The 18,564-nt window shown below is 61.8% G+C and carries 30 protein-coding genes; 29 read left to right on the plus strand and 1 reads right to left on the minus strand.

Annotation, left to right across the window (positions count from 1 at the left end):
• Nucleotides 1–68: 68 nt before the first annotated feature.
• The 28 genes from rpsJ (at nt 69) to rplQ (ending at nt 13,906) form a co-directional block, all read left to right on the plus strand.
• Nucleotides 69–380, plus strand: a complete 312-nt coding sequence (gene rpsJ / locus A9O65_RS13825) for a 30S ribosomal protein S10 (RefSeq protein ID WP_010626466.1) — start codon at nt 69–71, stop codon at nt 378–380.
• A 156-nt stretch (nt 381–536) separates the two neighbouring features.
• On the plus strand, nt 537–1,175 hold the full coding sequence (gene rplC, locus A9O65_RS13830; protein WP_064700135.1) for a 50S ribosomal protein L3: 639 nt from the start codon (nt 537–539) through the stop codon (nt 1,173–1,175).
• 13 nt (nt 1,176–1,188) lie between these two features.
• Nucleotides 1,189–1,797 carry a 50S ribosomal protein L4 gene (gene rplD, locus A9O65_RS13835; RefSeq protein WP_064700136.1) on the plus strand — a complete coding sequence of 203 codons (609 nt, stop codon included), beginning with the start codon at nt 1,189–1,191 and terminating at the stop codon, nt 1,795–1,797.
• Nucleotides 1,794–2,090 (plus strand): 50S ribosomal protein L23, encoded by a 297-nt coding sequence (gene rplW, locus A9O65_RS13840; RefSeq protein WP_064700137.1) that lies wholly within the window; start codon nt 1,794–1,796, stop codon nt 2,088–2,090. Before rplD ends, rplW begins: the two co-directional genes overlap by 4 nt.
• 17 nt (nt 2,091–2,107) lie before the next feature.
• Nucleotides 2,108–2,938 carry a 50S ribosomal protein L2 gene (gene rplB / locus A9O65_RS13845; protein ID WP_064700138.1) on the plus strand — a complete coding sequence of 277 codons (831 nt, stop codon included), beginning with the start codon at nt 2,108–2,110 and terminating at the stop codon, nt 2,936–2,938.
• Between the two features lie 33 nt (nt 2,939–2,971).
• Nucleotides 2,972–3,247, plus strand: coding sequence for a 30S ribosomal protein S19 (rpsS, locus tag A9O65_RS13850; RefSeq protein WP_013330996.1), 276 nt, complete (start codon nt 2,972–2,974; stop codon nt 3,245–3,247).
• 18 nt (nt 3,248–3,265) lie between these two features.
• On the plus strand, nt 3,266–3,598 hold the full coding sequence (rplV, locus tag A9O65_RS13855; RefSeq protein WP_013330997.1) for a 50S ribosomal protein L22: 333 nt from the start codon (nt 3,266–3,268) through the stop codon (nt 3,596–3,598).
• An 11-nt stretch (nt 3,599–3,609) separates the two neighbouring features.
• Entirely contained in the window at nt 3,610–4,308 is a 699-nt protein-coding gene (rpsC, locus tag A9O65_RS13860) for a 30S ribosomal protein S3 (protein WP_064700139.1), read from the plus strand.
• A 15-nt stretch (nt 4,309–4,323) separates the two neighbouring features.
• Nucleotides 4,324–4,737: a 50S ribosomal protein L16 gene (gene rplP / locus A9O65_RS13865; protein WP_013330999.1), complete on the plus strand. Its 414-nt coding sequence runs from the start codon at nt 4,324–4,326 to the stop codon at nt 4,735–4,737.
• Nucleotides 4,737–4,928: a 50S ribosomal protein L29 gene (rpmC, locus tag A9O65_RS13870; protein WP_013331000.1), complete on the plus strand. Its 192-nt coding sequence runs from the start codon at nt 4,737–4,739 to the stop codon at nt 4,926–4,928. The genes rplP and rpmC overlap by 1 nt, the downstream gene beginning before the upstream one ends.
• A gap of 1 nt (nt 4,929) precedes the next feature.
• The gene (rpsQ, locus tag A9O65_RS13875; RefSeq protein WP_064700140.1) at nt 4,930–5,190 is read left to right on the plus strand and encodes a 30S ribosomal protein S17; all 261 of its coding nucleotides are present in this window, start codon (nt 4,930–4,932) and stop codon (nt 5,188–5,190) included.
• A gap of 52 nt (nt 5,191–5,242) precedes the next feature.
• On the plus strand, nt 5,243–5,614 hold the full coding sequence (gene rplN / locus A9O65_RS13880) for a 50S ribosomal protein L14 (protein ID WP_064700141.1): 372 nt from the start codon (nt 5,243–5,245) through the stop codon (nt 5,612–5,614).
• A gap of 14 nt (nt 5,615–5,628) precedes the next feature.
• Complete coding sequence (gene rplX / locus A9O65_RS13885) at nt 5,629–5,946, plus strand: 50S ribosomal protein L24 (protein WP_064700142.1); 318 nt, start codon at nt 5,629–5,631, stop codon at nt 5,944–5,946.
• Nucleotides 5,947–5,964: 18 nt separating this feature from the next.
• On the plus strand, nt 5,965–6,504 hold the full coding sequence (gene rplE, locus A9O65_RS13890; protein ID WP_013331004.1) for a 50S ribosomal protein L5: 540 nt from the start codon (nt 5,965–5,967) through the stop codon (nt 6,502–6,504).
• Between the two features lie 10 nt (nt 6,505–6,514).
• A complete protein-coding gene (rpsN, locus tag A9O65_RS13895) occupies nt 6,515–6,820 on the plus strand; it encodes a 30S ribosomal protein S14 (RefSeq protein WP_013331005.1) in 306 nt (101 codons plus the stop codon).
• 32 nt (nt 6,821–6,852) lie between these two features.
• On the plus strand, nt 6,853–7,245 hold the full coding sequence (gene rpsH / locus A9O65_RS13900) for a 30S ribosomal protein S8 (RefSeq protein ID WP_064700143.1): 393 nt from the start codon (nt 6,853–6,855) through the stop codon (nt 7,243–7,245).
• Between the two features lie 9 nt (nt 7,246–7,254).
• Nucleotides 7,255–7,785 (plus strand): 50S ribosomal protein L6, encoded by a 531-nt coding sequence (rplF, locus tag A9O65_RS13905; RefSeq protein ID WP_064702401.1) that lies wholly within the window; start codon nt 7,255–7,257, stop codon nt 7,783–7,785.
• 9 nt (nt 7,786–7,794) lie between these two features.
• Complete coding sequence (gene rplR / locus A9O65_RS13910) at nt 7,795–8,145, plus strand: 50S ribosomal protein L18 (RefSeq protein WP_064700145.1); 351 nt, start codon at nt 7,795–7,797, stop codon at nt 8,143–8,145.
• A gap of 11 nt (nt 8,146–8,156) precedes the next feature.
• Nucleotides 8,157–8,657 carry a 30S ribosomal protein S5 gene (rpsE, locus tag A9O65_RS13915; RefSeq protein ID WP_064700146.1) on the plus strand — a complete coding sequence of 167 codons (501 nt, stop codon included), beginning with the start codon at nt 8,157–8,159 and terminating at the stop codon, nt 8,655–8,657.
• Between the two features lie 5 nt (nt 8,658–8,662).
• Complete coding sequence (rpmD, locus tag A9O65_RS13920) at nt 8,663–8,845, plus strand: 50S ribosomal protein L30 (protein WP_013331010.1); 183 nt, start codon at nt 8,663–8,665, stop codon at nt 8,843–8,845.
• Between the two features lie 3 nt (nt 8,846–8,848).
• Entirely contained in the window at nt 8,849–9,283 is a 435-nt protein-coding gene (gene rplO, locus A9O65_RS13925; protein ID WP_064702402.1) for a 50S ribosomal protein L15, read from the plus strand.
• Complete coding sequence (secY, locus tag A9O65_RS13930; RefSeq protein ID WP_064700148.1) at nt 9,284–10,615, plus strand: preprotein translocase subunit SecY; 1,332 nt, start codon at nt 9,284–9,286, stop codon at nt 10,613–10,615.
• Between the two features lie 52 nt (nt 10,616–10,667).
• Nucleotides 10,668–10,781 (plus strand): 50S ribosomal protein L36, encoded by a 114-nt coding sequence (rpmJ, locus tag A9O65_RS13935; protein ID WP_008959154.1) that lies wholly within the window; start codon nt 10,668–10,670, stop codon nt 10,779–10,781.
• Between the two features lie 207 nt (nt 10,782–10,988).
• Nucleotides 10,989–11,345 carry a 30S ribosomal protein S13 gene (gene rpsM, locus A9O65_RS13940; protein ID WP_064700149.1) on the plus strand — a complete coding sequence of 119 codons (357 nt, stop codon included), beginning with the start codon at nt 10,989–10,991 and terminating at the stop codon, nt 11,343–11,345.
• 39 nt (nt 11,346–11,384) lie between these two features.
• Nucleotides 11,385–11,771 (plus strand): 30S ribosomal protein S11, encoded by a 387-nt coding sequence (gene rpsK / locus A9O65_RS13945; protein ID WP_013331014.1) that lies wholly within the window; start codon nt 11,385–11,387, stop codon nt 11,769–11,771.
• Between the two features lie 12 nt (nt 11,772–11,783).
• On the plus strand, nt 11,784–12,404 hold the full coding sequence (gene rpsD, locus A9O65_RS13950; protein WP_064700150.1) for a 30S ribosomal protein S4: 621 nt from the start codon (nt 11,784–11,786) through the stop codon (nt 12,402–12,404).
• Nucleotides 12,405–12,484: 80 nt separating this feature from the next.
• Nucleotides 12,485–13,483: a DNA-directed RNA polymerase subunit alpha gene (locus A9O65_RS13955; RefSeq protein WP_064700151.1), complete on the plus strand. Its 999-nt coding sequence runs from the start codon at nt 12,485–12,487 to the stop codon at nt 13,481–13,483.
• 39 nt (nt 13,484–13,522) lie between these two features.
• Complete coding sequence (gene rplQ, locus A9O65_RS13960; RefSeq protein ID WP_013331017.1) at nt 13,523–13,906, plus strand: 50S ribosomal protein L17; 384 nt, start codon at nt 13,523–13,525, stop codon at nt 13,904–13,906.
• Nucleotides 13,907–14,140: 234 nt separating this feature from the next.
• Here rplQ and uvrA read toward each other — a convergent pair whose 3' ends face one another.
• Complete coding sequence (gene uvrA / locus A9O65_RS13965) at nt 14,141–17,002, minus strand: excinuclease ABC subunit UvrA (protein ID WP_064702403.1); 2,862 nt, start codon at nt 17,000–17,002, stop codon at nt 14,141–14,143.
• 158 nt (nt 17,003–17,160) lie between these two features.
• Between uvrA and A9O65_RS13970 the strand changes: the two genes are divergently transcribed.
• Complete coding sequence (locus A9O65_RS13970; protein WP_064700153.1) at nt 17,161–18,555, plus strand: MFS transporter; 1,395 nt, start codon at nt 17,161–17,163, stop codon at nt 18,553–18,555.
• The last annotated feature ends 9 nt before the right edge of the window (nt 18,556–18,564 follow it).

Raw genomic sequence — 18,564 nt, forward strand, 5'->3', positions numbered from 1 at the left:
TAATGCGCATCCTTTGAATGCGTGGGTTGACGGCTCGCGCCGTCAAGATCCATTGGAGTTTAGGGCAAATGCAGAACCAGAAGATTCGCATTCGGTTGAAGGCTTTCGACCATCGCCTGATCGACCAGTCCGCTGCGGAGATCGTGGATACCGCCAAGCGTACCGGCGCCCAGGTCCGGGGTCCGATCCCTCTGCCGACCAATCGCGAGCGCTATACCGTGCTGATCTCGCCGCACGTGAACAAGGATGCTCGTGATCAGTACGAAATTCGTACGCACAAGCGCGTGCTCGATATCGTCGAGCCGACCGAGAAAACCGTTGACGCCCTGATGAAGCTCGACCTCGCCGCCGGCGTGGACGTGCAGATCAAGCTCGACTGATACCACACTAGACACTCGCGGCCCAGCGTCCCTCCCAAGCGCCACTGAGGTTCAGCAGCCGCCACGCCGGGATGGCGTCATACAACGTGCTAGTGGAATGCTCTGGAAAGGGCAGCCATAGCGGGTGATAGCCCCGTACACTAAAGGAGACTAAGCATGACTATCGGTTTGGTCGGTAAAAAGGCCGGGATGACCCGTGTCTTTACCGAAGACGGTGCCTCAGTGCCCGTGACCGTTATCGAGGTTGAGCCCAACCGCGTTACGCGTGTGAAGTCCGTCGAGTCCGACGGCTACGCGGCGGTTCAGGTGACAACCGGCTCCCGCAAGGCCAAGCATCTGTCGAAAGCCCAGGCTGGGGAATTCGCCAAGGCAGGTGTCGAGGCCGGTCGTTCGCTGATGGAGTTCCGCCTGGAAGAAGGCGCCGAGGCTCCGGAAGTGGGCGGCGAGCTCACCGTATCCCTCTTCGAAACTGGTCAACACGTCGACGTGACCGGTACCTCCAAGGGTAAGGGTTATCAAGGCGCCGTGAAGCGCTGGAATTTCCGTACCCAGGACAACAGCCACGGTAACTCCCTGGCTCACCGTGCACCGGGTTCCATTGGCATGTGCCAGACCCCGGGCCGCGTATTCAAGGGCAAGAAGATGGCCGGTCAGATGGGCAACGCCCGCTGCACCGTGCAGACCCTGGAAGTCGTCCGTGTCGATGCCGAGCGCAACCTGCTGCTGATCAAGGGTGCCGTACCCGGCGCCACCGGCAGTGATGTCATCGTGCGCAGCGCCGTCAAAGCAGGCTGAGGGGAGTTAACCGATGAATCTGAATCTTGCAGGCGCCGGTGCCGGCACCGTCGAAGTGTCCGACGCCACCTTCGCCAAAGAATTCAACGAAGCGCTCGTGCATCAGGTCGTCACCGCCTATCTGGCTGGTGGTCGCCAGGGCACCCGCGCCCAGAAGAACCGTTCCGACGTGCGTGGCGGCGGCAAGAAGCCGTGGCGTCAGAAGGGCACCGGCCGTGCCCGCGCCGGTACCATCCGTTCGCCGATCTGGCGTGCCGGTGGCGTGACCTTCGCGGCTCGTCCGCAGGACCACTCCCAGAAGGTTAACCGCAAGATGTACCGTGCGGCCATGCGTTCGATCCTGTCCGAGCTGGTTCGTCAGGAACGCCTGGTAGCCGTCGATGCCTTCGGCGTCGAGAGCCCCAAGACCAAGCAGCTGGTCGCCAAGCTGGGCGAGCTGGGCCTGGAGAAGGTGCTGATCGTTACCGAAGAGGTTGACGAGAACCTCTACCTCGCCGCCCGCAACATCCCCAACGTGGATGTGGTGGATGTCGCCGCCGCCGACCCGGTGAGTCTGGTTGCCTTCGACAAGGTGCTGGCCACCGTCTCCGCTCTGCGCAAATTCGAGGAGAAGCTGGCATGAACCAGGAACGTGTATTCAAGGTGCTGCTGGGTCCGCACGTGACCGAGAAGGCCGCCATGGCCGCCGAGCGCAACCAGTACGTGTTCAAGGTGGCGGACGACGCGACCAAGCCCGAGATCAAGGTCGCCGTGCAGGAACTGTTCGGCAAGAAGGTTGACCGCGTTCAGGTGCTGAACGTCAAGGGCAAGACCAAGCGCAGCGCGAACGGTCTCGGTCAGCGCAAGGGTTATCGCAAGGCGTACGTGACACTGGCCGCCGGCGAAACGCTTGAAGACTTCTCTGGCGCCGAATAAGGGCAGGAGTACGGATCATGGCAATCGTCAAGACTAAACCCACATCCGCCGGTCGTCGCCACGTCGTCAAGATCGTCGGCGAGGAACTGCACAAGGGCCGCGCTTACGCGCCGTTGCTCGAGAAGCAGTCCAAGTCCGGTGGGCGTAACAACAACGGTCGTATCACCACCCGCCACGTGGGCGGTGGACATCGTCAGCACTATCGGATCATCGATTTCAAGCGCACCAAGGATGGCGTTCCGGCCATCGTCGAGCGTCTGGAACACGATCCGAACCGCAGCGCCCACATCGCGCTGCTCAAGTACCTGGACGGCGAGCGTCGCTACATCATTGCCCCGCGCGGGGTGAGTGCTGGTGATCGCCTCGAGTCCGGCGTGAACGCGCCGATCAAGAAGGGTAACACCCTGCCGCTGCGTAATATCCCGCTGGGTTCTACCGTGCATTGCATCGAGCTCAAGCCCGGCAAGGGCGCTCAGCTTGCTCGCAGTGCCGGCACCAGCGCGCAGTTGGTCGCTCGCGAAGGCAACTATGCCACCCTGCGTCTGCGCTCCGGCGAGATGCGCAAGGTGCTGGCCGAGTGCCGTGCGACCCTGGGTGAAGTGAGCAACACCGAGCACAGCCTGCGTCAGCTTGGCAAGGCCGGTGCGAAACGCTGGAGAGGCGTGCGCCCCTCTGTTCGCGGCGTGGCCATGAACCCGGTGGATCACCCGCATGGTGGTGGTGAAGGCCGCACCAGCGGTGGTCGTCATCCGGTGTCTCCGTGGGGCATCCCCACCAAGGGCCACAAGACCCGCAAGAACAAGCGCACCGACAAGCTGATCATCCGTCGCCGCAAGGCCCGGAAGTAAGATCCAACGCCAAGACATCAAGAGGTAACGGCTGTGCCACGTTCACTGAAGAAAGGTCCTTTTATTGACCTTCACCTGTTGAAGAAGGTTGAGGTTGCAGTGGAAAAGAACGACCGCAAACCGATCAAGACCTGGTCGCGTCGTTCCATGATCCTGCCCAACATGGTCGGGCTCACCATTGCAGTCCATAACGGTCGCCAACACGTCCCGGTGCATGTCTCCGAGGAAATGGTTGGCCACAAGCTGGGCGAATTCGCTGCCACCCGCACGTATCGCGGTCATGCGGCGGACAAGAAAGCCAAACGGTAAGCCGAGAGAGGATTAGAGATGGAAGTCACAGCAAAGCTGCGTGGCGCTCGTTTATCCGCCCAGAAGGCCCGTTTGGTGGCTGACCAGGTGCGCGGTAAACCGGTCGCCGAGGCACTCGACCTGCTGACCTTCTCCCCGAAGAAGGCCTCCAAGCTGGTCAAGAAAGTGCTGCAGTCCGCCATTGCGAACGCGGAAGAAAACAACGGCATGGATATCGACGAGCTGCGTGTCTCGACCATCTGCGTCGATGAGGGCATGACGCTCAAGCGCATTCGGCCGCGGGCCAAGGGCCGTGCGGACCGTATCCTGAAGCGCACCTGCCACATCACCGTCAAGGTAGCCGAGAAGTAGGAGTCGACCAGATGGGTCAGAAAGTCAATCCGACAGGCATCCGCCTGGGTATCGTCAAGGACCATACCTCGGTCTGGTATGCCGAGCGCGGCGCCTATGCCGACAAGCTGAACAACGATCTCGAGGTGCGTCGTTTCCTCGAGGAGCGCCTGAAGAACGCCTCGGTGAGCAATATCATCATCGAGCGTCCGGCCAACAACGCCCGTATCACCATCCATACCGCACGTCCGGGTATCGTGATCGGCAAGAAGGGCGAGGATGTCGACAAGCTTCGCCGTGATCTTGCTCAGATGATGGGCGTGCCGGTGCACGTCAACATCGAGGAAGTCCGCAAGCCGGAGCTCGACGCCAAGCTCGTCGCGCAGAACATCGCCGGCCAGCTCGAGCGTCGCGTGATGTTCCGTCGTGCCATGAAGCGTTCCGTCCAGAACGCCATGCGCCTGGGCGCCGGCGGTATCAAGGTGCAGCTCTCCGGCCGCCTCGGCGGTGCGGAAATCGCCCGTACCGAGTGGTACCGCGAGGGTCGCGTGCCGCTGCATACCCTGCGTGCGGACATCGACTTCGCCACCTACGAAGCCAAGACCACCTACGGCATCATCGGTGTCAAGGTCTGGATCTTCAAAGGTGAAATCCTCGGGGGCATCGAGGAGGTCCGCGCCAAGGCCAAGCAGTCTCAAGGCGCGCCCTCCAAGAAGAAAGGTTCCAGGTAAGGGGAGAGCGAATCGATGTTACAACCCAAGCGTCTCAAGTTCCGCAAGGTGCAGAAGGGCCGTAATCGCGGCCTCGCGCATCGCGGCAACAAGGTAAGCTTCGGCGAGTATGGCCTCAAGGCCACTGGTCGTGGCCGTGTCACCGCCCGTCAGATCGAGGCCGGTCGTCGTGCCATCACGCGTCACGTCAAGCGTGGCGGCAAGATCTGGATCAGGGTCTTCCCCGACAAGCCGATTTCCAAGAAGCCGTTGGAAGTCCGCATGGGTAAGGGTAAGGGCTCTGTCGAGTACTGGGTCGCACAGATCCAGCCCGGCCGTGTCCTGTACGAGATCGAAGGCGTATCCGAGGAGCTGGCTCGCGAGGCGTTCAGCCTGGCCGCACAGAAGTTCCCGGTCTCCACCACCTTTGTGAAACGGACGGTGATGTGATGAAAGCCCAGGAAATTCGCGAGAAGTCAGCAGAACAGCTCCAGGAGCAGCTCTTCGAACTCCTCCGTGAGCAGTTCAACCTGCGCATGCAGAAGGCCACCGGCCAGCTGAGCCAGACTCATCTGCTCAAGCAGGTTCGTCGGGATATTGCCCGTGTGAAGACTGTGCTCAACGAGAAGGCAGGTGTCTGAGATGGCCGAAGCAAAGAAAGCCCGTACGCTCACCGGCAAGGTGGTGAGCGACAAGATGGACAAGTCCATCGTCGTCATGATCGAGCGTCGTGAGCGCCACCCGATCTATGGCAAGTATGTCAAGCGCTCCACCAAGCTGCACGCCCACGACGCGACCAACCAGGCCAAGGCCGGTGACACGGTGTCCATCGAGGAGTGCCGTCCGCTGTCCAAGAAGAAAGCTTGGACGCTGGTCGAAGTCGTCGAACAGGCCAAGGGTTGATCGGCTAACGCCAGTCAAGCCTGCGCAGTCAGATTAGGTTTGGAGAAAACCGATGATTCAGACTCAGACAATGCTGGATGTCGCCGACAACAGCGGGGCGCGCCGGGTGCAGTGCATCAAGGTGCTCGGCGGTTCCCACCGCCGTTATGCCCGCGTGGGTGACATCATCAAGGTCACGGTGAAAGAAGCTATCCCGCGTGGCAGGGTCAAGAAAGGCCAGGTCCTCAAGGCGGTAGTGGTTCGCACCCGTAGTGGCGTCCGTCGTAACGACGGCTCGCTGATTCGCTTCGATGGAAATGCGGCGGTTTTGTTGAACAACATCAACGAACAGCCGGTTGGTACCCGGATCTTTGGGCCGGTGACCCGTGAACTTCGCAACGAGAAGTTCATGAAGATCATTTCCTTGGCGCCTGAAGTGCTGTAAGGAGCGAGGCGGATATGCAAAAGATCAAACGTGACGACGAAGTGATCGTCATCGCCGGCAAGGACAAGGGCAAGCGTGGCACGGTCAAGCGCGTCCTCAAGGACGAGCGTTATGTCGTGTCCGGTGTGAACATGATCAAGCGTCACACCAAGCCCAACCCCATGGCGGGTAATCAGGGCGGTATCGTCGAGCGCGAGGCTCCGATTCACGCGTCCAACGTTGCCATCTTCAACCAGGAGACCGGTAAAGCGGATCGCGTCGGCTTCCAGGTTCAGGAAGACGGTACCAAGGTACGTATCTACAAGTCGACGCAAGCGCAGATCGACGCTTAACGCGAGTCGGGTAGCAAAATGGCGAACTTGAAAGAACGTTATCAAAACGAGGTGGCGGCTCAGCTGCAAGAGCAGTTCAGCTACGCCAACGTGATGCAGGTGCCCCGGATCACCAAGGTGACTCTGAACATGGGCATCGGCGACGCGATCAGCGACAAGAAGCTGATCGACAACGCCATCGGCGACCTGGAGAAGCTGTCCGGTCAGAAGCCGCTGGTAACCAAGGCACGCAAGTCCATCGCGGGCTTCAAGGTGCGTGAAGGCTGGCCGATCGGGATCAAGGTGACTCTGCGTCGTGAGCGCATGTGGGACTTCCTCGATCGCCTGGTGAATATCGCGATCCCCCGCGTTCGTGACTTCCGTGGTCTCAACCCGAAGTCCTTCGACGGTCGTGGCAATTACTCCATGGGGGTGCGTGAGCAGATCATCTTCCCGGAGATCGAATATGATAAGATCGACCGGATCCGTGGTCTGGATGTCACCATTACCACCACCGCCAACACCGATGAAGAAGGTCGTGCGCTGCTCGGCGCGCTGAACTTCCCGTTCAAGAAATAAGGGTGGGATCATGGCAAAGAAAAGCATGGTAGAGCGTGAAGCGAAGCGCGCCAAGCTGGTGGAGAAGTTCTCCGCCAAGCGCGCCGAGCTCAAGGCGATTATCCAGGACGTGAACGCTTCCGACGAAGAGCGCTTCGACGCACAGCTCAAGTTGCAGCAGCTGCCGCGTGACTCCAGCCCGGTTCGCCAGCGCAATCGCTGCCGCGTCACCGGTCGTCCGCACGGCTACTACAACAAGTTCGGTCTTGGCCGCAACAAGCTGCGTGAAGCCGCCATGCGTGGCGACGTGCCCGGACTCAAGAAGTCCAGCTGGTAACGCCACGTAGAATCATCAGGAGCGCAACGTAAATGAGCATGCAAGACACTCTGGCGGATATGTTCACCCGTATCCGCAATGCGCAGATGGCCACCAAGGAGACGGTTTCCATGCCGTCCTCCAAGCTCAAGGTCGAGGTGGCCCGCGTGCTGAAGGAAGAAGGTTACGTCACTGACTATGACGTCAGCGGCTCGGTCAAGCCTGAGCTGAACGTGACACTCAAGTACTTCGAAGGCAAGCCGGTCATCGAGCATCTGCAGCGGGTCTCCAAGCCGTCTCTGCGCAGCTACAAGGGCAAGGATTCCCTGCCCAAGGTTGCCGATGGCCTGGGTATCGCGATCGTCACCACCTCCCAGGGGGTGATGACCGACCGCGCGGCTCGTCAGGCTGGTGTCGGTGGTGAAGTCATCTGCACCGTATTCTAGGAGTTTGGAATGTCCCGCGTAGCCAAATATCCGGTTAAACTGCCCAGCGGCGTCGAGATCAAGCTCGATGGCGACCAGCTGTCCGTGAAGGGAGGCCAGGGCTCGCTGTCCATGGCCGTGCATCCCGACGTGACAATCGGCCAGGAAGAGGGTCAGCTGACTTTCCAGCCGAGCGAGTCCGCCAAGAGCTGGGCGATGGTCGGCACTACTCGTGCCCTGGTTCAGAACCTGGTCACGGGTGTGTCCGAGGGCTTCACCCGGACCCTCGAAATCAACGGCGTCGGTTATCGTGCACAAGCGAAAGGCCAGACGCTCAACCTGACACTGGGCTTCTCCCACCCGGTCGACTATGAACTGCCTGAAGGTGTCACGGCTGAAACGCCGAAGAACACCACTATCGTGCTGAAGAGCGCGGACAAGCAGAAGCTCGGCCAGGTTGCCGCGGAAATCCGCGCCTTCCGTCCGCCCGAGCCCTACAAGGGCAAGGGTATTCGGTATGGCGACGAGCAGATCCGTCGCAAAGAAGCCAAGAAGAAGTAAGGCAGGGTTATGAACGCGAAGAAAGAATCTCGTCTCCGTCGTGCCCGCCGCGCTCGTGCCAAGATCCGCGAGCTGGGCGTGCATCGCCTGTGCGTCAATCGTACCCCGCGCCACATCTACGCGCAGATCATCTCGCCGGATGGTGGAAAGGTCCTGGCCAGTGCTTCGACGCTGGACAAGACGCTGCGCGAGGGAGCGACCGGCAATGTCGACGCCGCCAGCAAGGTCGGCGAAATGATTGCCGAGCGCGCCAAGCAGGCTGGCATCACCCAAGTGGCTTTCGATCGCGCCGGTTTCAAGTACCACGGCCGCGTCAAGGCCCTGGCCGACGCCGCTCGTGAAGGCGGCCTGGAATTCTAAAGGGTTTTACGATGGCGAAGAACGAACAGCAAAACGGCGATCTGCAGGAAAAGCTCGTGCAGGTCAACCGTGTCGCCAAGGTGGTCAAGGGTGGCCGAATCTTCGGCTTCACCGCCCTGACTGTCGTCGGCGACGGTAACGGGCGTGTCGGCTTCGGTCGCGGCAAAGCTCGCGAGGTCCCGGTGGCGATTCAGAAAGCCATGGACCAGGCGCGTCGCAACATGGTCAAGGTCAACCTGTCCGGCAGCACGCTGCAGTATTCCGTCAAGGCCCGTCACGGCGCCTCCAAGGTCTACATGCAGCCGGCTTCCGAAGGTACCGGGATCATCGCTGGCGGCGCCATGCGTTCCGTGCTCGAGCTGGCCGGCGTCCACGACGTCCTGGCCAAGTGCTACGGCTCAACCAACCCGGTGAACGTGGTGCGGGCGACCGTCAATGGTCTGACTGCCCAACGGTCGCCGGAAGACGTGGCCGCCAAGCGCGGTCTGTCAGTCGAAGCGATCACGGGGTAAGGACCATGTCAGCAACGATCAAGGTTACCCAGACCCGCAGTACCATCGGCGTGTTGGCCAAGCACAAGGCCACCATGAAGGGCCTCGGCCTGCGTCGCATCGGTCATACGGTCGAACTGGAAGACACCCCTGCCGTGCGCGGCATGATCCACAAGGTCAACTACCTTGTGCGTGTTGAGGGAGAGTAATCCATGAAACTCAATAGCCTGAGCCCGGCACCGGGCTCCAAGCACGCCGAGAAGCGCGTCGGCCGTGGCATGGGTTCCGGTCTGGGCAAGACCGGTGGCCGTGGCCACAAGGGTCTCAAGTCGCGTAGTGGCGGTAGCGTGAAGCCCGGCTTCGAGGGCGGCCAGATGCCGCTGCAGCGTCGTCTGCCGAAGTTCGGTTTCACTTCCGCCAAGGCGCTGGCTTCCGAGGAAGTCCGCCTGGCCGAACTGGCCCGGGTCGAAGGTGGCGAAGTCACCCTCGACACCCTCAAGCAAGCCAACGTGCTCAAGGATGCCACGCGGTATGCCAAGGTGATCCTTTCCGGCGAACTGAACAAGGCGGTTACCGTCCGCGGCCTCAAGGTCACCAAGGGTGCCCGCGCCGCGATCGAAGCCGCCGGCGGCAAGGTAGAGGACTAAATGGCCAAGTCAGGAAACATGCCGGCGATGGGCAGCGGTCTGAGTGAACTGTGGGCGCGTCTGCGCTTCGTGCTCCTCGCCATCGTGGTCTACCGTATCGGTGCCCACATCCCCGTTCCCGGTATCAATCCTGACCAGCTTGCTGCCTTGTTCAGGGAGCAGCAGGGCACCATCCTGGGCATGTTCAACATGTTCTCGGGCGGTGCCCTGGAACGCATGAGTATCCTCGCCCTGGGCATCATGCCCTATATCTCGGCGTCGATTATCATGCAGCTGCTGACCGCGGTCTCGCCCCAGCTCGAGCAGTTGAAGAAGGAAGGCGAGGCCGGCCGCCGCAAGATCAGCCAGTACACGCGCTACGGCACCGTGCTCCTGGCGCTCATTCAGGCTACCGGCATGTCGGTAGGCCTGGCGAGCCAGGGGATCGCCTATACGGCCGATTTCAGTTTCTATTTCACCGCTATCGTGACCTTTGTGTGCGGGGCGGTGTTCCTGATGTGGCTGGGTGAGCAGATCACCGAGAAGGGCATCGGCAACGGTATTTCGCTGCTGATCTTCTCGGGGATCGTCGCCGGGTTGCCGGGTGCCGTGGGACAGGCCTTCGAGCTGGCCCGTAATGAAGGCGCCTGGAACGTGCTGCCGCTGTTGGCCCTGTCCGCGCTGGGCATCGCCACCGTGGCCTTCGTGGTGTTCATCGAGCGAGGCCAGCGCCGCCTCACGGTGAATTACCCACGTCGTCAGGTCGGCAACAAGATGTATGCCGGTCAGAGCAGCTATCTACCGCTGAAGGTCAACATGGCGGGTGTGATTCCGGCGATCTTCGCCTCGAGCATCCTGCTGTTCCCGGCATCGCTGGGACAGTGGATCGGTGCCGGGGATGGCATGGAGTGGTTGCAGCGGGCATCCCAGGCACTGGGGCCCGGTCAGCCGCTTTACATCTTGCTTTTCGCGGCGGCGGTGGTATTCTTCTGCTTCTTTTACACAGCGCTGGTCTTCAACCCCAAGGATGTTGCCGACAATCTCAAGAAGTCGGGAGCTTTCCTGCCGGGTATCCGTCCCGGCGAGCAGACCGCTCGCTACGTCGACAAGGTCATGACGCGTCTGACCTTGTTCGGTGCTCTCTACATCACTGCGGTTTCCCTGATGCCCCAGTTCCTGATCGTGGCCTGGAACGTGCCGTTCTTCTTTGGCGGTACGTCGCTGTTGATCGTGGTAGTGGTCATCATGGACTTCATGGCCCAGGTGCAATCGCACCTCATGTCGCATCAATATGAGTCAGTGATGAAGAAGTCGAACCTGAAAGGCTACGGCAGCGGCGGCATCATGCGCTGAAGGCGCCGCCGATCGATTTGGGCGGCCGAGAGCCGAATTTGGAGAAAGAACGATGAAAGTTCGAGCTTCCGTGAAGAAAATGTGCCGTAACTGCAAGATCATTCGTCGCAATGGCGCCGTGCGCGTCATCTGCAGCGAGCCGCGGCACAAGCAGCGCCAGGGCTGAAAGCCCTGGGTTGTGATGAACCGGGTGCCGGCATGCCCCTTGCCCTTTGGTAGGGAAAGGGGTATGCTGTTGCGCCTTTTGTAGATGATCAAACGAGCAAGCCGCTCAGAAAATACCGAGTGAATCGGTGAGCGGCGCGAAGCGCAGCACTGCGGTTCGCCCCGTCAAGCCGTTCAAGCGGTTTTTCGTAAACTTCGGAGTAAGCTGATGGCCCGTATAGCAGGCGTCAATATCCCGGACAACAAGCATGCGGCGATCTCGCTGACCTATATCTTCGGGATTGGCCGTACACGCGCTCAGGAAATCTGTGTCGCGGCCGGCATTGCACCGACCACCAAGGTTCAGGACCTGTCCTCTGAGGAAGTGGACACCCTGCGTACCGAGGTCGGCAAGTATACCGTTGAAGGCGATCTTCGTCGTGATGTGACGCTGAACATCAAGCGTCTCATGGACCTGGGTTGCTATCGTGGTCTGCGTCATCGTCGTGGTCTTCCGCTGAACGGTCAGCGTACCAAGACCAATGCGCGTACCCGCAAGGGCCCGCGCAAGCCGATCCGCAAATAACACGCACGTTCTGGCGTAACGACAGGAATAGACATCAACATGGCTAACCCGCGTAGCAACCGTAAAAAGGTTAAAAAGCAGGTAGTGGATGCGGTCGCGCATATCCACGCCTCTTTTAACAACACGATCATTACGATCACAGACCGCCAGGGCAATGCGCTCTCTTGGGCGACTGCCGGTGGTTCGGGTTTTCGTGGTTCTCGCAAGAGCACCCCGTTCGCTGCTCAAGTGGCAAGTGAACGTGCAGCGACCGCTGCAGCCGAGTATGGTGTGAAAAACGTCGACGTGCTGGTCAAAGGCCCCGGTCCGGGTCGTGAATCCGCCGTGCGTGCACTCAATGCCGCCGGCTTCCGCGTGCAAAGCATCACCGACGCGACGCCCATTCCCCACAATGGCTGCCGTCCGCCGAAGAAACGCCGCGTTTAAGGAGACAGATTCATGGCTCGTTACATTGGACCGAAGTGCAAACTGTCTCGTCGTGAAGGCACCGACCTCTTTCTGAAGAGCGGTGTCACTCCCTTCGAGAAGAAGTGCAAATCCGAGCAGATCCCGGGTGTGCACGGCCAGCGTCGTCAGCGTATTTCCGACTACGGCTTGCAGCTTCGCGAGAAGCAGAAAGTACGTCGCATGTACGGCGTGCTCGAGAAGCAGTTCCGCAACTACTACAAGGAAGCGGCCCGTCTGAAGGGCGCGACTGGTGAGCTGTTGCTGCAACTGCTCGAATCCCGACTGGACAACGTCGTCTACCGCATGGGCTTCGGCTCCACGCGTTCCGAGGCGCGTCAGCTGGTCAGCCACAAGGCGATCGCCGTCAATGGCAAGACCGTCAACGTGGCGTCTTACCAGGTCAAGCCGGGGGACGTGGTCTCCGTTCGCGAGAAGGCCAAGAACCAGGCCCGCATCCAGAATGCCCTGGGCATCGCCGCCAACCGTGGTGACGTGGCCTGGGTCGAGACCGATGCCAAGAAGATGGAAGGCACTTTCAAGGCTCTGCCTGAACGCGGTGACCTGTCTGCCGACATCAACGAAAACCTGATCGTCGAGCTGTACTCGAAATAAGCGGCCGGGCCGCGCCGCTTCCCGATGGGGAAGCGGCCCTCAGAACCGAGTATCCGTTTGGCAGCCTGAAAGGTGTTCATATGCAGCGTTCAGTGACAGAGTTTCTCCGTCCTCGCGATATCAAGGTCGAAGAGATCAGCGCACATCACGCGAAGATCGTGCTCGAACCCTTCGAGCGTGGTTTCGGCCACACGCTGGGGAATGCACTGCGTCGCATCCTGCTCTCGTCCATGCCCGGCTGTGCCGTGGTGGAAGCCGAGATTGCCGGTGTCGACCATGAGTACAGCGCGATTGAGGGTGTCCAGGAAGATGTCATCGAGATCCTCCTGAACCTCAAGGACGTGGCGATCAAGATGCATAGCCGCGACGAGGCAGTGCTCTCGCTGAACAAGCAGGGCCCGGCCGTCGTGACAGCGGGTGACATCGCCCTCGACCATGATGTCGAGGTCGTCAATCCCGAGCATGTCATCGCCCACGTCAACGAGGGAGCCGAGCTGAAGATGCAGCTCAAGATCGCGCGTGGCCGTGGCTACGAGCCGGCCGACGTGCGTGGCGACGCCGACGATGAGTCTCGCGCCATCGGCCGCCTGCAGCTGGATGCGACCTTCAGCCCCGTCCGTCGGGTTTCCTACTCCGTCGAAGCGGCGCGTGTCGAACAGCGCACCGACCTCGACAAGCTGATCATCGATCTGGAAACCGACGGTACCCTGGATCCGGAAGAGGCGATCCGTCGCAGCGCTACCATCCTGCAAGAGCAGCTGGCCGCGTTCGTCGACCTGGAAGCCGACAAGGAACAGGAAGTCGAGGAGGAAGAGGATCACATCGATCCGATCCTGCTGCGCCCCGTGGACGATCTCGAGTTGACCGTTCGCAGCGCCAACTGTCTGAAAGCCGAGAATATCTATTACATCGGGGACCTGATCCAGCGCACCGAGGTGGAGCTGCTGAAGACCCCGAACCTCGGCAAGAAGTCGTTGAACGAGATCAAGGACGTGTTGGCCGCCCGCGGTCTGTCCCTCGGCATGCGGCTGGAGAACTGGCCGCCCGCTAGCCTGAAGGACGACAAGGCCTCCGCGTGAGCGTCGACTCGAGTCCCAGTTTGGTAAGGAATCACAACCATGCGTCATCGTAAGAGTGGTCGTCACCTGAATCGTACCAGCTCACATCGTCAGGCCATGTTCAAGAACATGTGCGTGTCGCTGGTCGAGCACGAAGTGATCAAGACAACCCTGCCCAAGGCCAAGGAACTGCGTCGTCATATCGAGCCGCTGATTACTCTGGCCAAGCAGGACAGCGTCGCCAACCGGCGCCTGGCCTTCAGCCGTACCCGTTCCAAGGAAACGGTCGGCAAGCTCTTCAACGAGCTGGGTCCGCGTTATGCCGAGCGTCCGGGCGGTTACGTCCGTGTGCTGAAGTGCGGTTACCGCACCGGCGACAACGCCCCCATGGCCTACGTCGAATTGGTCGACCGTCCGGTCGTCGAGGAAGCCGCCGAGGACTGATCCTCGCGTCGCGCGACTCAAGGCCGATACGAAAACCGGCTCCCGTAGGGAGCCGGTTTTTTATGCCCGGTGGCGCCGGAAGCGGGAGGGCGAAGAGCGTCGCTACGCGCCTAAGGAAGAACGCGACTGACGACGCTGGAAGAAGGGAGAACCGCACTTGGCGCCTTTAAGAGGGAAGAAAGCCCGTGACGCCGCAGTGTCTGGACTTACGCCTCTTCTTCCTGCTTTCTTCTTCTATGCCGTTGTCTCCGGCTGGCCCTTGGGCGCCTTGGCGCGTTCCAGTATCGGCTTGAGGAAGCGGCCGGTGTGCGAGGCTTCCTGCTTGGCGACCTGTTCGGGCGTGCCTTCGGCGATGATGCGCCCGCCGCCGGAGCCGCCTTCGGGGCCGAGATCGATGAGCCAGTCGGCGGTCTTGATCACGTCCAGGTTGTGCTCGATGACCACGATGGTATTGCCGTGGTCGCGCAGGCGGTGCAGTACCGTGAGCAATTGGCGGATGTCCTCGAAGTGCAGGCCGGTGGTCGGCTCGTCGAGGATGTAGAGCGTCTTGCCGGTGTCGCGCTTGGCCAGCTCGCGGGCAAGCTTGACGCGTTGCGCCTCGCCGCCGGACAGGGTGGTGGCGCTCTGGCCGAGGCGGATGTAGGACAGTCCCACGTCCATCAGCGTCTGCAGGCGTCGGGCAATGGCCGGCACCGGCGAGAAGAACTCCAGGGCTTCCTCGACGGTCATCTCGAGCACCTCGTGGATGCTCTTGCCCTTGTAGGCGATCTCGAGGGTCTCGCGGTTATAGCGCTTGCCCTTGCAGACATCGCAGGGCACGTAGATGTCCGGCAGGAAGTGCATTTCCACCTTGATCATGCCCTCGCCCTGGCAGGCTTCGCAGCGGCCGCCCTTGACGTTGAAGGAGAAGCGCCCCGGCTTGTAGCCGCGTGCTCGGGCTTCCTGGGTGCCGGCGAAGAGTTCGCGGATCGGCGTGAAGATACCGGTATAGGTGGCCGGGTTGGAGCGAGGGGTACGACCGATGGGGCTCTGGTCGATGTCGATGACCTTGTCGAGCGCCTCGAGCCCTTCGATGCTCTCGTAGGCAGCGGGGCTCAGCGCGGTCGCGCGGTTGAGCTCGCGGGCGGCGATGGGCATCAGCGTCGAGTTGATCAGCGTCGACTTGCCGGACCCCGAGACGCCTGTCACGCAGACGAAGAGCCCCAGCGGAAGCGTCAGGGTGACATCCTGGAGGTTGTTGCCGGAGGCGCCAGACAGCACGACCTGCTTCTCGGGATTGCCGGGAATTCGCCAGGGCGGTACCTCGATGCGGCGTTGCCTGGCCAGGTACTGGCCGGTCAGCGAGTCTGGTGTTGCCATGATGTCGTCGGGCGTGCCCTGGGCGACGATACGGCCGCCATGCACGCCTGCCCCGGGGCCGATGTCGAGCACATGGTCGGCGGCGCGAATGGCGTCTTCGTCGTGCTCGACCACGATGACGGTGTTGCCCAGGTCGCGCAGGCGTTCCAGCGTCTTGAGCAGGCGGTCGTTGTCGCGCTGGTGCAGGCCGATGGAGGGCTCGTCGAGGATGTACATGACCCCCACCAGGCCGGCGCCGATCTGGCTGGCCAGGCGGATGCGTTGAGCCTCGCCGCCGGAAAGCGTCTCGGCACTGCGCTCCAGATTGAGGTAGTCGAGCCCCACGTTGACGAGGAATTCCAGCCGTGCCCGGATCTCGTTGAGGATCTTCTCGGCGATCTCGCCGCGTCGTCCGGGCAGCGAGAGCTCCTGGAAGTAGCGCAGCGACTCCCCGATCGGCAGGCCCACCACCTCCGGCAGGGTGCGCTCGTCGATGTAGACGTGACGGGACTCCTTGCGCAGACGACTGCCCTGGCAGGCGGGACAGGCCTGGGTCGAGATGTAGCGGGAGAGCTCCTCACGCACCGCGCTGGATTCGGTTTCCCGGTAACGGCGCTGCATGTTGGGCAGCACGCCCTCGAAGGGATGCTCGCGGGTCACCTTGCGGCCGCGGTCATTGACGTAGCTGAACGCGATGTCTTCGCTGCCGCTGCCGTGGAGGACGATGTCGCGTTCGTGGCGAGCCAGATCCTGCCAGGGCGTCTCGAGGGTGAAGCGATAATGATCGGCCACTGCCTGGAGTTGATTGAAGTAGTAGACGCTGCGGCGGTCCCAGCCCTTGATCACGCCCTCGGCCAGCGACAGCTCGGGATGGCTGATCAGCTTGTCCGGCGCGAAGAACTGCTGGACGCCGAGGCCGTCGCAGGTTGAGCAGGCGCCGGCCGGATTGTTGAAGGAGAACATCCGGGGCTCGAGTTCGGCGATGGAATAGCCGCACACCGGACAGGCGAAGCGCGACGAGAAGGCGATATCCTCGGCCTCGCCGTCCATGAAATGCACCACGGCCGTGCCCTCGGCGAGTCCCAGCGCCGTCTCGAAGGATTCGGCCAGGCGTTGTGCCAGACCATCGCGAACCTTGATGCGGTCGACCACCACGCTGATGTCGTGCTTCTTGTTCTTGTCCAGCGGGGCGATGTCGTCGAGTTCGAGTACCTGGCCATCGACCATGGCGCGGACGAAGCCCTGGGCGCGCAACTCGGCGAGCAGCTGCAGGTGTTCTCCCTTGCGACCACTGACCACCGGGGCCAGCAGCATCAGCTTGCTGCCTTCGGGCAGGGCCATGACCTGGTCGACCATCTGCGAGATGGTCTGGGCTTCGAGATCCTCGCCGTGCTCGGGGCAGCGCGGCGTGCCGGCGCGGGCGTAGAGCAGGCGCAGGTAGTCGTAGATCTCGGTGATGGTGCCGACGGTGGAGCGAGGATTGTGGGACGTGGACTTCTGCTCGATGGAGATCGCCGGCGACAAACCTTCGATGTGGTCGACATCCGGCTTTTCCATCATCGACAGGAACTGGCGGGCATAGGTGGAGAGCGATTCCACATAGCGGCGCTGGCCTTCCGCATAAAGCGTGTCAAAGGCCAACGAGGACTTGCCCGAACCGGACAGGCCGGTGACCACGATCAATTTGTCCCGCGGCAGCTCGACGTCGATCTGCTGGAGGTTGTGGGTGCGTGCACCCCTGACCAGAATCTTGTCCATTCCCACCTCTGCGAGACGCGGCAAAAGCTCGATTATACGTGGCCGCTCGTGGCCCCGGCAAAGCCCCGGCGCGCTTCGGCTTTCCCCGGGTGGTGACGAACCGCTAGAATATGCGGTCCATTCAAGGGCGCCAGCCCGTTTACGGAAACGCGATTCCTATGCGAAAGGTCTCTGGACTGCTGTTGGCTTCCGAGCGTCGTGCCATCGCCGGCCTGGCCGGGCTCTACGCCTCGAGGATGCTGGGGTTGTTCATGGTGTTGCCGGTGCTGGCTCTGCACGCCGAGGATCTGAGCGGAGCAACGCCGCTGCTGGTCGGCCTGGCACTGGGCATCTATGGCCTGACCCAGGCTGCCCTGCAGATCCCGTTCGGGCTGGTCTCGGATCGCATCGGCCGCAAGCCGGTCATCGCCTGCGGTCTCTTGCTGTTCATGGTCGGCAGCGTGGTGGCGGCTCAGGCCGACAGCATCGGCGGCATCATCATCGGTCGCTGTCTGCAAGGCAGCGGTGCCGTGGCAGCGGCGATCATGGCCCTGCTCGCCGACCAGACCCGTGAACAGGTGCGTACCGCGGCCATGGCCACCATCGGGCTGTCGATCGGTGTGGCCTTCGCCGTGGCCATGGTACTGGGGCCGCTGGTGGCAACCCGATTCGGGCTGCCGGGCATCTTCTGGTTCACCGCTGGACTCTCGGCAGTGGGACTGGCCGTACTGTGGAAGCTGGTGCCACCGGCACCTCGACGTAGCCGCCATCGCGACGTGGGGCTGGACCGCGGCCAGCTTTCCAGCATCCTGGGGCGAATCGACTTGTGGCGCATGGATGCCTCGATCTTTTCGCTGCACCTCATCCTGATGGCGATCTTCGTTGCCGTGCCGTTCCGCCTGGTCGATGCCGGGATCGAAAGTGCGCAGCATGGCTGGGTGTACCTCGGCATCATGGCGGTGGCCTTCGTTGCCATGGTGCCGCTGGTGATCGTGGCCGAGAAACGTCGCCGGATGAAGACCATGTGCCTGGGGGCCATCGTCGCGATCACCCTGAGCCTGATCGGCCTGGCCGGATTCGCCGAGGGATTGCGTGGACTGATGGTATGGTTGTTGGTCTTCTTCACGGCGTTCAATCTGCTCGAGGCGACCTTGCCGTCGATGCTCAGCAAGCTGGCCCCGGCCGGTGCCAAGGGCACGGCCATGGGACTCTATTCCACCAGCCAGTTTCTGGGCGCCTTCCTCGGTGGTGTGCTGGGGGGCTGGTTGTCTCAGCAGTGGGGGCTTTCCGCAGTATTTGCGGGATGTGCCATGCTGGGAGGGGGCTGGCTGATGCTGATGATCGGCATGACACCGCCACGCCATCTCTCCAGCGAGGTGGTGGCGCTGGATGAACGGCATCGTGACGATGCCCTGGACACCCTGATGGCGAAGTTCGCCGATGTAGCCGGGGTCGAGGACGTGCTGGTGGTCCCCGAGGAGCGGCTGGCCTACCTCAAGGTCGACCGTCAACGCCTCGACGAGAAGGCGTTGGCGGAGCTGGTCGCCAAGGGCGGGAAGCAGGACGGTGCTTGAACCCACCGG

It is taken from the genome of Halomonas caseinilytica, from assembly GCF_001662305.1.
Classification (GTDB): Bacteria; Pseudomonadota; Gammaproteobacteria; order Pseudomonadales; family Halomonadaceae; genus Halomonas; species Halomonas caseinilytica.

Bases quoted from the DNA above. Each gene is read 5' to 3' on its own strand.
- rpsE (WP_064700146.1), top strand. From the start codon at position 8,157: ATGGCGAAGAACGAACAGCAAAACGGCGATCTGCAGGAAAAGCTCGTG.
- rplW (WP_064700137.1), top strand. From the start codon at position 1,794: ATGAACCAGGAACGTGTATTCAAGGTGCTGCTGGGTCCGCACGTGACC.
- rpsN (WP_013331005.1), top strand. From the start codon at position 6,515: ATGGCAAAGAAAAGCATGGTAGAGCGTGAAGCGAAGCGCGCCAAGCTG.
- rplQ (WP_013331017.1), top strand. From the start codon at position 13,523: ATGCGTCATCGTAAGAGTGGTCGTCACCTGAATCGTACCAGCTCACAT.
- rpsC (WP_064700139.1), top strand. From the start codon at position 3,610: ATGGGTCAGAAAGTCAATCCGACAGGCATCCGCCTGGGTATCGTCAAG.
- rpsQ (WP_064700140.1), top strand. From the start codon at position 4,930: ATGGCCGAAGCAAAGAAAGCCCGTACGCTCACCGGCAAGGTGGTGAGC.
- rplF (WP_064702401.1), top strand. From the start codon at position 7,255: ATGTCCCGCGTAGCCAAATATCCGGTTAAACTGCCCAGCGGCGTCGAG.
- A9O65_RS13970 (WP_064700153.1), top strand. From the start codon at position 17,161: ATGCGAAAGGTCTCTGGACTGCTGTTGGCTTCCGAGCGTCGTGCCATC.
- rplB (WP_064700138.1), top strand. From the start codon at position 2,108: ATGGCAATCGTCAAGACTAAACCCACATCCGCCGGTCGTCGCCACGTC.
- rplE (WP_013331004.1), top strand. From the start codon at position 5,965: ATGGCGAACTTGAAAGAACGTTATCAAAACGAGGTGGCGGCTCAGCTG.
- A9O65_RS13955 (WP_064700151.1), top strand. From the start codon at position 12,485: ATGCAGCGTTCAGTGACAGAGTTTCTCCGTCCTCGCGATATCAAGGTC.
- rpsM (WP_064700149.1), top strand. From the start codon at position 10,989: ATGGCCCGTATAGCAGGCGTCAATATCCCGGACAACAAGCATGCGGCG.
- rpmC (WP_013331000.1), top strand. From the start codon at position 4,737: ATGAAAGCCCAGGAAATTCGCGAGAAGTCAGCAGAACAGCTCCAGGAG.
- rplP (WP_013330999.1), top strand. From the start codon at position 4,324: ATGTTACAACCCAAGCGTCTCAAGTTCCGCAAGGTGCAGAAGGGCCGT.
- rpmJ (WP_008959154.1), top strand. From the start codon at position 10,668: ATGAAAGTTCGAGCTTCCGTGAAGAAAATGTGCCGTAACTGCAAGATC.
- rplV (WP_013330997.1), top strand. From the start codon at position 3,266: ATGGAAGTCACAGCAAAGCTGCGTGGCGCTCGTTTATCCGCCCAGAAG.
- rpsJ (WP_010626466.1), top strand. From the start codon at position 69: ATGCAGAACCAGAAGATTCGCATTCGGTTGAAGGCTTTCGACCATCGC.
- rplX (WP_064700142.1), top strand. From the start codon at position 5,629: ATGCAAAAGATCAAACGTGACGACGAAGTGATCGTCATCGCCGGCAAG.
- rplR (WP_064700145.1), top strand. From the start codon at position 7,795: ATGAACGCGAAGAAAGAATCTCGTCTCCGTCGTGCCCGCCGCGCTCGT.
- rpsK (WP_013331014.1), top strand. From the start codon at position 11,385: ATGGCTAACCCGCGTAGCAACCGTAAAAAGGTTAAAAAGCAGGTAGTG.
- rpsH (WP_064700143.1), top strand. From the start codon at position 6,853: ATGAGCATGCAAGACACTCTGGCGGATATGTTCACCCGTATCCGCAAT.
- rplD (WP_064700136.1), top strand. From the start codon at position 1,189: ATGAATCTGAATCTTGCAGGCGCCGGTGCCGGCACCGTCGAAGTGTCC.
- secY (WP_064700148.1), top strand. From the start codon at position 9,284: ATGGCCAAGTCAGGAAACATGCCGGCGATGGGCAGCGGTCTGAGTGAA.
- rplO (WP_064702402.1), top strand. From the start codon at position 8,849: ATGAAACTCAATAGCCTGAGCCCGGCACCGGGCTCCAAGCACGCCGAG.
- rplC (WP_064700135.1), top strand. From the start codon at position 537: ATGACTATCGGTTTGGTCGGTAAAAAGGCCGGGATGACCCGTGTCTTT.
- rpmD (WP_013331010.1), top strand. From the start codon at position 8,663: ATGTCAGCAACGATCAAGGTTACCCAGACCCGCAGTACCATCGGCGTG.
- uvrA (WP_064702403.1), bottom strand. From the start codon at position 17,002: ATGGACAAGATTCTGGTCAGGGGTGCACGCACCCACAACCTCCAGCAG.
- rpsD (WP_064700150.1), top strand. From the start codon at position 11,784: ATGGCTCGTTACATTGGACCGAAGTGCAAACTGTCTCGTCGTGAAGGC.
- rplN (WP_064700141.1), top strand. From the start codon at position 5,243: ATGATTCAGACTCAGACAATGCTGGATGTCGCCGACAACAGCGGGGCG.